11 protein-coding genes and 1 riboswitch are annotated in these 12,727 nt (G+C 67.0%); of the genes, 3 read left to right on the top strand and 8 right to left on the bottom strand.

The features are described 5' to 3' along the window. Nucleotides 1-325 precede the first annotated feature (325 nt). Nucleotides 326-1,858, bottom strand: coding sequence for an aminoacyl--tRNA ligase-related protein (locus tag ASE58_RS05940; RefSeq protein WP_055818727.1), 1,533 nt, complete (start codon nt 1,856-1,858; stop codon nt 326-328). Nucleotides 1,859-2,269: 411 nt separating this feature from the next. On the opposite strand from ASE58_RS05940, the gene ASE58_RS05935 reads away from it, so the two are divergent. After that, on the top strand, nt 2,270-3,358 hold the full coding sequence (locus ASE58_RS05935; protein ID WP_156347624.1) for a helix-turn-helix transcriptional regulator: 1,089 nt from the start codon (nt 2,270-2,272) through the stop codon (nt 3,356-3,358). 48 nt (nt 3,359-3,406) lie between these two features. On the opposite strand, the gene ASE58_RS05930 is transcribed toward ASE58_RS05935, so the two are convergent. Further along, entirely contained in the window at nt 3,407-3,616 is a 210-nt protein-coding gene (locus ASE58_RS05930) for a hypothetical protein (RefSeq protein ID WP_055818721.1), read from the bottom strand. A 145-nt stretch (nt 3,617-3,761) separates the two neighbouring features. On the opposite strand from ASE58_RS05930, the gene ASE58_RS05925 reads away from it, so the two are divergent. After that, complete coding sequence (locus ASE58_RS05925) at nt 3,762-4,658, top strand: DMT family transporter (RefSeq protein ID WP_082457033.1); 897 nt, start codon at nt 3,762-3,764, stop codon at nt 4,656-4,658. Here the strand turns inward: ASE58_RS05925 and ASE58_RS05920 are convergent. After that, nucleotides 4,655-5,509 (bottom strand): formate/nitrite transporter family protein, encoded by an 855-nt coding sequence (locus tag ASE58_RS05920; RefSeq protein WP_082467693.1) that lies wholly within the window; start codon nt 5,507-5,509, stop codon nt 4,655-4,657. The genes ASE58_RS05925 and ASE58_RS05920 overlap by 4 nt on opposite strands. A gap of 84 nt (nt 5,510-5,593) precedes the next feature. On the opposite strand from ASE58_RS05920, the gene ASE58_RS05915 reads away from it, so the two are divergent. Then, nucleotides 5,594-6,607 carry an acyltransferase family protein gene (locus ASE58_RS05915; protein WP_055818715.1) on the top strand — a complete coding sequence of 338 codons (1,014 nt, stop codon included), beginning with the start codon at nt 5,594-5,596 and terminating at the stop codon, nt 6,605-6,607. Between the two features lie 36 nt (nt 6,608-6,643). Here the strand turns inward: ASE58_RS05915 and gcvPB are convergent, their stop codons facing one another. The 5 genes from gcvPB to ASE58_RS05890 form a co-directional block, all read right to left on the bottom strand. Beyond that, nucleotides 6,644-8,218, bottom strand: a complete 1,575-nt coding sequence (gene gcvPB, locus ASE58_RS05910) for an aminomethyl-transferring glycine dehydrogenase subunit GcvPB (protein WP_055759018.1) — start codon at nt 8,216-8,218, stop codon at nt 6,644-6,646. After that, complete coding sequence (gcvPA, locus tag ASE58_RS05905) at nt 8,215-9,573, bottom strand: aminomethyl-transferring glycine dehydrogenase subunit GcvPA (protein WP_055818712.1); 1,359 nt, start codon at nt 9,571-9,573, stop codon at nt 8,215-8,217. The genes gcvPB and gcvPA overlap by 4 nt, the downstream gene beginning before the upstream one ends. A 189-nt stretch (nt 9,574-9,762) precedes the next feature. After that, the gene (gene gcvH / locus ASE58_RS05900) at nt 9,763-10,134 is read right to left on the bottom strand and encodes a glycine cleavage system protein GcvH (RefSeq protein ID WP_055759012.1); all 372 of its coding nucleotides are present in this window, start codon (nt 10,132-10,134) and stop codon (nt 9,763-9,765) included. A gap of 11 nt (nt 10,135-10,145) precedes the next feature. Next, a complete protein-coding gene (gene gcvT, locus ASE58_RS05895) occupies nt 10,146-11,348 on the bottom strand; it encodes a glycine cleavage system aminomethyltransferase GcvT (RefSeq protein WP_082457010.1) in 1,203 nt (400 codons plus the stop codon). Between the two features lie 172 nt (nt 11,349-11,520). Continuing rightward, nucleotides 11,521-11,609, bottom strand: a riboswitch (glycine riboswitch). Between the two features lie 281 nt (nt 11,610-11,890). Beyond that, the gene (locus ASE58_RS05890; protein WP_200909300.1) at nt 11,891-12,541 is read right to left on the bottom strand and encodes a hypothetical protein; all 651 of its coding nucleotides are present in this window, start codon (nt 12,539-12,541) and stop codon (nt 11,891-11,893) included. Nucleotides 12,542-12,727: the final 186 nt, after the last annotated feature.

Raw genomic sequence — 12,727 nt, 5'->3', positions numbered from 1 at the left:
GGCTGGGGTGCGGTTGCTGGGCGCTTCGTTGTAGGTCACTCACGTTACCTAACTGGACCCCGGCCTTCGCCGGGGGCGATGTGAGTAGGGTGGGAGTATCCTGAGCGTACCCCCGCGTAGGCGGGGGTCCAGGGTCGCGGGCGTTGCCGCTTGTGGCTCTGGATCCCCGCCTCCGCGGGGATACGAACTGCACCGCGGTCGGTAACCAGGCCCTTCCCCCACTCGTCACCCCGGGCTTGACCCGGGGTCCCGCTTCTTATCGACGGCCGCGTAAAAAGCGGGACCCCGGATCAAGTCCGGGATGACGTTGCGCTCGGGGTGAGGGTCAGTACGCCCGCCCGATCAGCACCCGCTCGACCGCTGGTGCGCCGGTGAACACGCACGGGCCGTCGTCGCAGCCGGTCTGCCCCAGCGGCGCGTTGCGGATGGTGAGCTTCAGCCCCTTCAACCGCTGCACCACCGCCTCCAGCGCGTCTCCGGTGGGTTTCGACCAGCGAACATCGACCCAGCCGGGGTTCTTCCCGCCTGACGCGAAATGCGCCTCGACCCCGGCCCAGTCATCGACTGGTACGATTTGCGACCGCAACCGTTCGGTCGACTGCGCCAGCAACGTCGCCTGAATATCGGCCAGCATCTCGCCGACCTGCCCCGTGAAATCGTCCTTCGCGACGATCGTGCTGTCGAGCTTGCCGTCGGCCCGGTACAGCCGGTCGCGCCGCACGACCGAGACGTTGCCGCCGGCCATGTCGCGCCCGCCGACCTCGATGATGACCGGCGCGCCCTTCTTGACCCAGCCCCAGCGCTTCGTCGCGGCCTTGGCAGGCTTCAGGTCGAGCAGCGCGCGCACCGGTTCGCCCAGCGCCGACTGCTTGGCCAGCGTCGCCTGCAACGCGCGGCAATAGGCGATCAGCGGTTCGTCCTCGGGCGCGTCGCGCAGCATCGGCACGATCACCACCTGCCACGGCGCGATCGCGGGCGGGACGCGCAGGCCGTCATCGTCGCCATGGACCATGATGACCCCGCCGATCATCCGCGTCGACACGCCCCAGCTGGTCGTGTTTGCGTGTTCGAACTGCCCTTCGGCATTCTGGAACCGGATGTTTTGCGCATGGGCAAAGTTGGTACCGAGGAAGTGCGAGGTGCCGGCCTGCAACGCCTTGCCGTCCTGCATCATCGCTTCGATGCTGTAGGTCGCGACCGCGCCGGGGAAGCGTTCATTCTCTGGCTTCTCGCCGGCGATCACGTGCAGGCCGAGACAGGTTTCGGCGAACTCGCGATACACTTCGAGCATCTTGAGCGTTTCTTCGCGTGCCTCCTGCGCGGTGGCATGAGCGGTATGCCCTTCCTGCCACAGGAACTCGGCGGTGCGCAGGAACATGCGGGTACGCATTTCCCAGCGGACGACGTTCGCCCACTGGTTGATGAGCACCGGCAGGTCGCGCCACGACTGGACCCAGCGCGAAAAGGCGGTACCGATCACCGTCTCGCTGGTCGGCCGCACGACCAGCGGCTCCTCCAGCTTGGCTTCGGGGTCGGGGGTCAGCCCGCCCTTGCCATCCGACACCAGCCGGTGATGGGTGACGACCGCCATTTCCTTGGCAAAGCCGTCGACATGCTCCGCTTCCTTTTCGAAATAGGAGAGCGGGATGAACAGCGGGAAATAGCAGTTCTCGTGCCCCGTCGCCTTGATCCGGTCGTCGAGCAGGCGCTGGATGCGTTCCCAGATGCCATAACCCCAGGGGCGGATGACCATGCACCCGCGCACCCCGGATTCCTCGGCCAGATCGGCCTCGGTGATGACGGCTTGATACCAGGCGGCGAAATCCTGTTCGCGCGTGACGTTGAGAGCGTGCTTCATGGGCACGCGTTAGCGGGAAACGGGGCGGTTCGCCAAGCGGGGATGCAACCGGTCGTCCGCCGGGTCAGGACGACAGCACGAACCACAGGATCGACCACGGCACGACGATGATGACGCCATAGCCCAACAGCACGCTCCGCGGCCGCCAGGGCCCGGTTCACCGGGGATCGTCTACCGTATTTCGGCCCGACTTGCGATTCCCGGCAAGTCGTTCGCCTGTATCTAGCGAAAGCGTATGGTCGTATTCATACGCTTTGCAAGACCGGGTGGTCTCGATCGGAAACTGCTGCCCCATCTCGATTGTCTTTTCATCGCAAGATGCCGTTCTATCCGGGGATAGTTCGAACTTATGACTTGCGGCATACCCAAATGAGGTATGGCCTGTTAATATTCGCTGCCTATAATCCTGTAATGATCGATACCGGCCTGCTAGACAGGATTTACGCAGCGGCAGCCCTGCCTGGGCGGATGCCCGTGTTGCTGCACGAAATCGCGACCTGCCATGGGGCCAGGGGCGCGTTGCTGTTCGAATCGCGTAGCGCGAACGACGGCATCTCCGTGTCGCCGGGGGTCGAGCATCTTTTCGAACGCTATGTCGCCGAAGGGTACATGGCCTTGAATGAACGCGGCACACCGATGTTTCTGGAACATGCGCCGCAATTCCGCACCGACAGCGACTTTCGCACGCCCGAGGAACAGCGGGCGATGCCGGTCTACCGCGACCTGTTGATCCCGCTGGGGTTCGCGGTGGGTGCCGGCACCGTGATCCAGGGAACCGGCGATGACATGATCGGCCTTACCCTTGAAGGATTTGCCGACGATGCGGCCGCCCGGCAACAACTGCCCCGGCTCGACCGGTTGCGACCGCATATCGCCCGCGCGACCAGCCTGGCCACGCGGATGATGTGTTTCCAGTCGGAGGCGGCGGTCGACGCGCTGGGCCTGGTCGGCACCGCCGCGGCGATCATCGGCGCCAACAACCGGCTACGCGCGATGAACGCCCCGTTCGGGACGCGGATGGAGGACCGGTGCTTCGAATGCGGCGGCCGACTGCGTTTTCGGTCGCCGGCGGTCGCGGCACGGGTGGAAGCGGCGGTCGACGAGGCACTTCGCGGCGGACAGCCCGCGGCGACGCTGCTGACATCGGGCGTCGACGCCGCCGAACCGCTGGCACTGCATGTCATCCCGCTGCGTACCGCCGCACGGGAGCGGTTCGAATCCGATGGTATCCTGTTGATCGTCGCCGATCCGCGCAATGCCGTCACCCCGAAAGCCAGCCTGCTGCGGCTGATGTTCGACCTGACCCCGGGGGAATCGATGCTCGCGGCCGAACTGGCGGCGGGACATTCGCTGCGCAATGCCGCCGCGCGGCGCGGGGTCGCCTATTCGACCGCGCGGGTCTATCTGCGCCAGATCTTTGCGAAGACCGGTTGCCACCGACAGGCGGAACTGGCCACACTGCTGACATCGACCTTGATCGCGGCACAGCCCCCAGGCTGACCTGCACCGCCGTGGAAAAGGCGTTACACGTTGACCGGGAACACCTGCCTACTGCGCCGTCGTCCCGGCGATCGCGACTTCGGCCATGCGCCCACGCCGCCGCTCCAGCATCTGCCGCTCGGACAGCGATTTGCCGATCGTCACCCGCTCGGGCGATCGGGCGTCGATCTCGCGCTGGGCGTAACCGGCCGTTACCGCCCCGCCCAGGGCGACCATGCCGAAAATGCCTGCCGCGACGTAACCGGAACGCTTGTTCATTCGACCGTCTCCATCGATACCCTGCCCTCACCGGAGAACCGAACCACGTTTCGCGCAAAAGGCTCCGGACGATGCTGCTGCGCCGGTTCTTTCCAATATCGATCGATCGGTTGTGCGTCGCGGTACCGCGTTCTACAGCATGGCCATGCCCGGCGACCGTATCCTCAGGGGGTTGGCGCTCCGCCTGCTCGCAATCTTCTTCCTGTCCACCATGTCCGCCCTGGTGAAACTGGCGGAGACGCGCGGCGCGTCGCTGCCCGAGACCATGTTCTATCGCCAGCTCTGCGCGCTGCCGATCGTGTTGGGCTTCGTCGCGGCGGGGCCGGGGCTGCGATCGCTGCGGACCACGCGGTTCAAGAAGCACCTGACGCGTTCGATGATCGGGCTGGTCGGCATGGTCTTCACCTTTGGCGCGGTGCTGCTGCTGCCGCTTGCCGAAGCGACGACGTTCCAGTTCACCGTGCCGATCTTTGCCACGCTGCTGGGCGCGCTGGTGCTGCGCGAGCCTACGGGCTGGCAGCGGTGGAGCGCGGTGCTGCTGGGCTTTGTCGGGGTGCTGGTCGTCGCACAGCCGGGCAGCAGCCATGTGCCGCTGTTCGGTGCGTTCGTGGGATTGATGGCGGCGCTGTTCGTCGCGCTGGTCGCGATTGCGCTGCGCCAGTTGCGCGAGGAGCCGGCGGGGACGACGGTGTTCTGGTTCTCCACGCTCACCCTGCCGTTCATCGCCACCGCCTATGCCTTCGACATCCGCTCGCATGACTGGCTGACGTGGCTGAACCTGATCGCGATCGGCATGGTCGGCGGCATGGGACAGATCGCCCTGACCGCCGCGTCGCGCGCCGCGCCGGTCGCGGTGGTGGTGCCGATGGACTATTCGGGGCTGCTATGGGCGACCATTTATGGCTGGCTGTTGTTCGGCGTGCTGCCGACGCCGATGACCTGGGCCGGCGCGCCGATCATTATCGCCAGCGGGCTGTTCATCGTGTGGCGCGAACATCGATTGGGCCGGCAGAAGGTGCGGTCGATGGTCGAGGAGGATTAGCGTTCCTCGATCTCGGTGCGGACCTGGGCATGGGCAAGCAGCGCGAACAGCACGCTGCCGCCGACGATATTGCCGAACAGCACCGGAAAGAAGAACGCCAGCGCCCCGCCCGCCCCCAGATCGCCATGGAGCAGCAGCACCCACATCTCCGCCGATCCGGCGACGACATGGGCAAAGCCGCCCAGATCGATCAGGCCGGCCAGCAGCACGATCAGCGTGACCTTCTGCCCCTCGACGCTGGGCAGCGTCCACACCACGCTCGCCAGCAGGATGCCCGACGGGATACCGGCAAGGAACCCGTGCATCTCGACATGCTTCGTCACCACGCCGCTCACCTCGACCAACGCGGCCGCCTGTTCCGCACCCAACCCGCCGAACATCGCGAACCCGGCAAAGGCCAGCGTACCGATCAGGTTGGCGAACAGCACGATACCCCATAGGCGCAGCGTCCGCGCGAGGTTGCGCCCCGACGGATCGGTCGCGAGCGGCAGGACCGCCGACAGCGTGCTTTCGGTGAACAGCTGCATCCGCCCGAGGATCACGACGACGAAGCCGATCGAATAGCCGAGCGATTGCAGCAGCGGCGTCCATGCCCCCGGCGGAACCGCGGTTTCCATCAACGCCTTGCCCAGCAGCGACAGCCCGATGACGATCCCGGCGGTGATGCCCGACCACATCAGCGATGCGGCGGGCCGGTCGAGTTCCTCGATCCCCTGCCGCCGGACGACTTCGTGAACGACCAGCGCGGAGGCAGCACGGCGGTCGTCGACCACCTCCTCCTGTTCGGGATCGAGCGCGACCTTGCGCTCTTCTTCGGTCGCCGCGTCGGCGGGAGGAGATGTTTCGGCCATGTACCAAAGGCAACCGGCCGCATCCGACAAGGTTCCGCCTGACCGTTAACGCCGCTTTGACCCGTGCCGGTGCATCGTCGGCGGATGGTTCGAACCGATCCCTGCCCGCCCCCCGCCGACCGGCTGCGCGAACTGGACGCCCTGCGCGGGCTAGCGGCGCTGGCGGTCGTGTTCTACCACTACAGCTACTTCATCCAGTTCATGGTGCCGGGCGCCACGCTGCCCCGCCTGCAGGTGAGTTGGGGCGATGACGGGGTGAAGCTGTTCTTCGCCATCTCCGCCTTTGCCATGCTGGCGACGATCGAGCGGACGCCGACGCTGTGGGCATTCGCACGCGCCCGCGCGCGACGGTTGCTGCCGGAATATTGGCTGGCGATGGCGCTGACCGGCATCGTCGCATGGCTGTTCGGGCCAGCGCGGCTGGCCGTCAGCCCGGTGGAATGGCTGGCGAACCTGCCGTTGATGCAGAAGCTGACCGGTGTGCCGATGGTCGATGGCGTCTATTGGACGCTGAACGTGGAGGTCCTCTTCTACGCCCTGATCGCGCTGGCGTGGGCGACCGGCGCGCTGCGGTCGATCGACCGGCTGGTGCTGGGGTGGCTGGCGGTTCGGCTGATCTGCTGGCTGCTGCCGACCCCGGCGTGGCTGCAATTCATCCTGCTGACCGATCATGCGGTCTGGTTTTCGGTCGGGCTGATCGCCTATCCCGTGTGGCGCGGCACGGCGCGCTGGGAGGATCAGCGGCTGCTGGCGGCGGCGATCCTGGGCGTCGAGGCGTTCACCGCCAGCTTCCATGCCACGTTGCTGGTGGTCGGGATGATGGCGCTGTTCTTCGGCATCGCGATGGGCCGGGTCGGGGGGCTGCGCCATCCCGTGCTGCTGTGGCTCGGCGCGATCTCCTACCCGCTCTACCTCGTCCACGCCGTGATCGGCTATGCGATCATCACCCGGCTGCAGGCGGCGGGAGTCAATGCCGATCTCGCGCAACTGGTCGCGCTTACGGCGATGATGGTGCTGGCAGTGGCGGTCGGAAAGGCGGGCGATGCGTGGCGCAACCGGCGGCACGCCGCACCGCGCCTGCGCCGGGCGACCACGTAACGCCCCGCCCGGCACACCGGGCGGGGGCAACGGTCGTTATTCGGCCGCTTCCGCCACCGGCGCGACGCTGTCCTTCCACGCCAGCACGGGCTTGCGCGCCGCCAGCGTTTCGTCGAGGCGACGGCGCGGGGCGAAGTGCGGCGCGGACTTCAGCGCCTGATCCCCCGCCTTGGCACGTTCGCCGACCGACTTCAGCGCGCCGATGAACTGGTCGAGCGCGGCCTTGCTCTCGGTCTCGGTCGGTTCGACCAGCATCGCGCCGTGGACGACCAGCGGGAAGTACACCGTCATCGGGTGATAGCCCTCGTCGATCAGCCCCTTGGCCACGTCCAGCGTCGAGAAACCCTCCGCCAGGTTCGCATCGCTGAACAGCGCCTCGTGCATGCACGGCCCGCTGCCGCCGAACGGCGCGTCAAGCGTGTCGTCGAGGCTGCGCAGGACGTAGTTGGCGTTCAGTACCGCGTCTTCGGCAACTTGTTTCAGGCCGTCGGCGCCGTGGCTGAGGATATAGCTCAGCGCGCGGGTGAACATGCCCATCTGGCCGTGGAAGGCGACCATCCGGCCGAAGCTGTCGGCATGGTGCTCGCCCGCGGTTTCCTCTTCGACCAGTACGAAGCGGCCGTCCTGCTGCTCGACGAAGGGCAGCGGGGCGAAGGGGGTCAGCGCCTTCGAGAACACCACCGGACCCGACCCCGGACCGCCGCCGCCATGCGGGGTCGAAAAGGTCTTGTGCAGGTTGATGTGCATCGCATCGACGCCGAGGTCGCCGGGGCGCACCCGCCCGACGATCGCGTTGAAGTTCGCGCCGTCGCAATAGACGTATCCACCGGCCGCATGCACCGCGTCGGAGATTTCCTTGAGGTCGCGTTCGAACAGCCCGCAGGTGTTCGGGTTGGTAATCATCACGCCCGCGACATCGGGACCAAGCCGGTCCTTCAGCGCCTGCGTATCGATGCGCCCTTCGGCGGTGGCGGGGATTGCCTTCACGGTGAAGCCGGCGAATGCCGCCGTCGCCGGGTTGGTGCCGTGCGCCGATTCAGGGACCAGGATGACCTTGCGATGGCCCTCGCCGCGCTTTTCCAGCGCCGCCTTGATCGCCAGGATGCCGCACAGCTCGCCATGCGCGCCGGCCTTCGGGCTCATCGCAACCGAGTCCATGTTGGTCAGCGTGACCAGCCAGTGCGCGAGCTGATGGATCACCTCCAGCGCGCCCTGCACGGTATCGATCGGGCCCAGCGGATGGAGATCGGCGAAGCCCGGCAGGCGCGCCATCCGCTCATTCAGGCGCGGATTATGCTTCATCGTGCAGCTGCCCAGCGGGAACAGCCCCAGGTCGATGGCATAGTTCTGCCGCGACAGGCGGGTGTAATGGCGCACCGCTTCCGGTTCCGACAGGCCGGGCAGGCCGATCGCGCCCTTGCGGGCATGGTTGCCCAGACGCGAGGCGACCTTGGGCGCGTCGTCGATGTCGACACCGGTGGTCTCGTCCGACCCGATCTCGAAGATCAGCGCCTCTTCGAGCATCAGCGCGCGATTGCCGGTGAAGGTCGTCCGCGCCGCTTGCGAGGCATCGCCCATTTCCGGACGCCAGCCGCTCTGGTTCACGCTCATGCCAGTACCTCCGTCAGCGCCGCTGCCAGCGCCTCGATATCTTCCTCGGTCACGGTTTCGGTGACCGCCACGACCAGTCCGTTGCCGAGCGCATCTTCACCCGGATACAGCCGGCCGAGCGACACACCCGCCAGCACGCCGCGTTCGGCGAGTTCGCGCACCACCGGCCGTGCTTCGGTCGGCAGCTTCAGCGTGAATTCGTTGAAGAAGCTGTCGTTGACCAGCTCGACGCCCGGCACCTGCGCCAGCCGGTCGGCGGCGGCGCACGCCTTGGCATGGTTGACTTGCGCAAGCTTGCGCAGCCCCTTTTCGCCCAGCAGCGTCAGGTGGATCGAGAAGGCGAGCGCACACAGCCCCGAATTGGTGCAGATGTTCGACGTCGCCTTTTCCCGGCGGATATGCTGTTCGCGGGTCGAGAGCGTCAGCACGAAGCCGCGCTTGCCCTCGGCATCGACCGTCTCGCCGCACAGCCGGCCGGGCATCTGCCGCACCAGCTTTTCCGAGCAGGCGAACAGCCCGACATAGGGGCCGCCGAACTGCAGCCCGACGCCGAGCGACTGGCCCTCACCCACCACGATGTCCGCGCCCAGATTGCCCGGTGCCTCGATCGCGCCCAGCGCCACCGGCTCGGTCACGACCGCGATCAGCAGCGCCTTGGCCGCGTGCGCTGCATCGGCGATGCGGCGCAGGTCGGGGATGCGGCCGAGGATGTCGGGATATTGCACGACGACGCACGACGTGTCGGCGTCGATGCCCGCGATCACCGCGTCGTCGTCGGTCGCGGCGTCGAGCACCGGCAGCGCAGTCGTCAGCACGTCGCCGGTGTACTTCGCCATGGTCTTCGCGACCGAGACGTAGTGCGGATGCACGCCGCCCGAGAACACCGCCTTCGCCTTGCGCGTCACGCGGCGCGCCATGGTCACGGCTTCCCAGCACGCGGTCGAGCCGTCGTACATCGATGCGTTCGCCACGTCGCAGCCCAGCAGCCGGGCGACCTGGCTCTGGAATTCGAACAGCATCTGCAGCGTGCCCTGCGCGATTTCGGGCTGATACGGCGTATAGGCCGTCAGATACTCGCCGCGCTGGATCAGGTGATCGACGCTGGCCGGCACATGGTGGCGATACGCGCCGCAGCCGAGGAAGAACGGCACCGCCCCCGCCGCGACATTCTTCGCCGCCAGTACCGACAGATGCCGCTCGACCGCCAGTTCGCTGGCATGGTTCGGCAGTCCGGGCACCGGCCCGTCGAGCCGGGCGGATTCGGGAACGTCGACGAACAGGTCGTCGATGCTGTCGGCACCGATCACGGACAGCATGTCCGCGCGGTCGGTCGGGGTCAGGGGAAGATAGCGCATGATGGTCCTTGTTGGTCCGCTTCGGGGCGGCGGGCCGGATGTGCCGACCACCCCGTTCGTCCTGAGTAGCCATTGAGCTTGTCGAAAGGGCGTATCGAAGGACCGTTTGTGGCCCGGTGCTTCGATACGGGTCTTCGACTTCGCTCAGCCCCTACTCAGCACGAACGGGGGCGGGTGATCGCAGGTCGCTTACAGCCGCGCGATGTACGCGGCGTACTTCTCTTCATCCATCAGCTCGCCCAGCTCGCTGTCGTCGCGCAGCGTCAGCTTGAAGAACCAGCCATCGCCCTCCGGGTCCTCGTTGACCAGCGCCGGGTTGTCGGTCAGCGCGGCATTGCCCTCGATCACCGTGCCCGATGCCGGGGTGTAGACGTCCGAGGCGGCCTTCACCGATTCGACCACGGCGGCATCGTCGCCCTTGGTCAGTTCACGGCCGTCGGCAGGCACGTCGACGAACACGATGTCGCCCAGCTGCCCGGCGGCATATTCAGTGATGCCGACCGTCGCGACTTCACCGTCGACTTCGATCCATTCATGTTCCTGGGTGAAAAAACGGCTCATGGGTCTTTCCTTCAGCGGACGTAACGATGGGGGACGAACGGCATGGGGACGACCCGTGCCGTGTGCAGCTTGCCGCGCTGGCGCAGGGTCAGCGACCCGCCTTCCGCCAGCGCCGGCGGGCAATAGGCCATGGCGATCGGTGCCTGAACGCTGGGCGCGAACCCGCCCGAGGTGACGTGCCCGACGACGTTGCCGTCGACATCGACCACTTCGGCCCCTTCGCGCACCGGCTGACGCCCGTCGACGATCAGGCCGATCCGCTTGAGCGCAGGGCCGGCGGTGCGTTCGGCGAGGATGCGTTCCGCACCGGGGAAGCCGCCCTCTTCGCGGCGACGCTTCGACAGCGCGAAGCCGAGATCGGCGGCGACCGGCGTCGTGTCGGGGCTGAGGTCATGGCCGTAGAGCGGCAGCCCGGCTTCGAGGCGCAGCGAGTCGCGCGCGCCCAGACCGATCGGCTTCACTTCGGGTTCGGCGCAGATCGCATCGGCAAAGGCGGTGGCGGCATCCTCGGGCAGTGAGATTTCATACCCGTCCTCGCCGGTATAGCCCGACCGGCTGACCCACAGCGCATGGCCCTGCCAATCGAACGCGCCGGCGGTCATGAAGGTCAGCGCGGCGACGCCCGGCAGGATGCGATCGAGCGCATCGACCGCCTTCGGCCCCTGCACCGCCAGCAGCGCGCGGTCGTCGAGATGGTTGAGCGTGATCTCGTCGGCCAGATGCTCGCGCAGATGGCCGATATCGTCATATTTCGTCGCGCCGTTGACGACCATGTAGAAGGCGTCTTCGGCGATTTCCCCGTCCATCGGGAACGGCACGCCCGGCTCTGCCGCATCCAGCCGCGTGACCATCAGGTCGTCGAGGATGCCGCCCTGTTCGTCCAGCAGCAGCGAGTAGCGAATCTTGGTCGGCTTCAGGATGCGCAGATCGCCCGGCAGCAGCGTCTCCAGCGCGGCGGTCGCGTCCGCCCCGTGGATCAGCAGCTGGCCCATATGGCTGACGTCGAACAGCCCGGCGCTCTCGCGCGTCCACAGATGCTCGGCCATGATGCCTTCATACTGGACCGGCATCAGGTAGCCCGCGAACGGAACCATGCGGCCACCCTTTGCACGGTGCCAGCCGTCGAGCGGCAGGATTTGCGGCGGCAGCTCCTCGACCGGATCGGTGCCGTCGGCGCGCAGTTCGTGGGCGGGTTCGGGGGCAATGTCGCTCATGGGCCACGTCCTTCGTGATGGGGTAAACGACGGACGCGCGGGCACAGCATGCCTGACGACCATCGCCCCCTCTGTCACGGTACCTGAGAGCTTTCGCTAAGGGCGGTTGCGCCCTTGCTTACCCCTTCGGTGGTCCGACCGTTTCGGCCGCGACGCTTTCCAGAGTATCTTCCTGCCCTGCGCGGTCCCTGTTGCCTGAGAGATTCCGGGGCGGTTGCTCCTTCGGCGGCGGATACTTCCGCACTCTCCCGCGCATGGCGTCGGCTGCAAGCCTGTGATGGCCGAAGCTCTGGCTTGGGCGTGGGGATTAGTCAATCGGGAAAGCGGGTTTGCGGCCGCCGCTCCAACAACTCCCGTCATCCCGGCGCAGGCCGGGATGCAGAAAGAACCTGCCCCAAGCCAGTGCACACTTCGTCATTCCCGCGAAGGCGGGAATCCATAGCCACCACGGCAGCGACTCCTGCCAAAACGTCAGCGTTTATGGGTTCCCGCCTTCGCGGGAACGACGAGGGGGTTGCTCCGGCCGCTCTGCCTCGAACAGCTTACCGCGTGACGTTATACTTCAGCTGCGCATCGGTCAGCTGGAAGCCGACCAGCGCCTCGAACGTCGCGGACAGCACCGCCTGGCGCACGGCTGGGTCCGACAGCGGATCGATCGCTGCGTCCTGGTCTCCAGGCTTGCGACGGCGGTTGATCTGGTCGCGGGTTTCCTGTGGCAGCGTGGCGGCGGCGCGGTCGACGATCGCGCTCCCCTGCCCCTGTGCCGAGGCGCGGGCCTCACCGGCGGCGAAGTTCAGCGTCACCTGCCCCACCCGCTTCGACACGACCTGCGTACCGCCGCGCACGACCGATACGAAATAGGGCAGCGTCACAGTGCGCGCGGCGTCGGTGCGGATGCGGCGCGCCTGCACGTCGAAGCTGATCGTGCTGTTGATCGTGTCGGTCCCCTCGACACAGTTTGCGCGGACGTTGGTCAACGTGGCCACGACGTCGATCGCCTTTGCATCGGTGCTGCCGGCCGGGTCGAACAGCGTGATGTCGCCGGTGCCCGCCGGCACGCCCGCCACCGGGCACGCGGAACGCACCGCCGAAATGCCGACGCCCTGCGTCACGTCCAGCTCGCCAGTGCGCTTGCACCCCGACAGGGCGACCAGGGCGAGGGTGGCGACGGCGGCGGTTTTGCGGAGGGTCACGGAAATCTGTACCTTATGCACGGGTGCGGCGATGCCGCGCCTCCTGAATAGCCACGCTTCATAGGAACCGGCTCTCGCACGCGCAAGCAATCGCGTCTTTTTAGGGATTGCGGTACCGGCCCGCTCCCCCACCCGGCCACCCAACAGCGTATCCTGAATGGGTGGCCGGGTGGGGGAGCGGGCCGG

The organism is Sphingomonas sp. Leaf9, from assembly GCF_001421355.1.
Classification (GTDB): domain Bacteria; phylum Pseudomonadota; class Alphaproteobacteria; order Sphingomonadales; family Sphingomonadaceae; genus Sphingomonas.
The sequence above is the reverse complement of the archived record's forward strand: the minus strand, read 5'-3'. Positions and strand labels throughout refer to the sequence as shown.

Excerpts from the sequence above, each read along its gene's own strand:
- ASE58_RS05940 (WP_055818727.1), bottom strand. The coding sequence starts at position 1,858 with ATGAAGCACGCTCTCAACGTCACGCGCGAACAGGATTTCGCCGCCTGG.
- ASE58_RS05935 (WP_156347624.1), top strand. The coding sequence starts at position 2,270 with ATGATCGATACCGGCCTGCTAGACAGGATTTACGCAGCGGCAGCCCTG.
- gcvPA (WP_055818712.1), bottom strand. The coding sequence starts at position 9,573 with ATGCGCTATCTTCCCCTGACCCCGACCGACCGCGCGGACATGCTGTCC.
- gcvPB (WP_055759018.1), bottom strand. The coding sequence starts at position 8,218 with ATGAGCGTGAACCAGAGCGGCTGGCGTCCGGAAATGGGCGATGCCTCG.
- ASE58_RS05915 (WP_055818715.1), top strand. The coding sequence starts at position 5,594 with ATGGTTCGAACCGATCCCTGCCCGCCCCCCGCCGACCGGCTGCGCGAA.
- gcvT (WP_082457010.1), bottom strand. The coding sequence starts at position 11,348 with ATGAGCGACATTGCCCCCGAACCCGCCCACGAACTGCGCGCCGACGGC.
- ASE58_RS05925 (WP_082457033.1), top strand. The coding sequence starts at position 3,762 with ATGCCCGGCGACCGTATCCTCAGGGGGTTGGCGCTCCGCCTGCTCGCA.
- ASE58_RS05920 (WP_082467693.1), bottom strand. The coding sequence starts at position 5,509 with ATGGCCGAAACATCTCCTCCCGCCGACGCGGCGACCGAAGAAGAGCGC.
- gcvH (WP_055759012.1), bottom strand. The coding sequence starts at position 10,134 with ATGAGCCGTTTTTTCACCCAGGAACATGAATGGATCGAAGTCGACGGT.
- ASE58_RS05930 (WP_055818721.1), bottom strand. The coding sequence starts at position 3,616 with ATGAACAAGCGTTCCGGTTACGTCGCGGCAGGCATTTTCGGCATGGTC.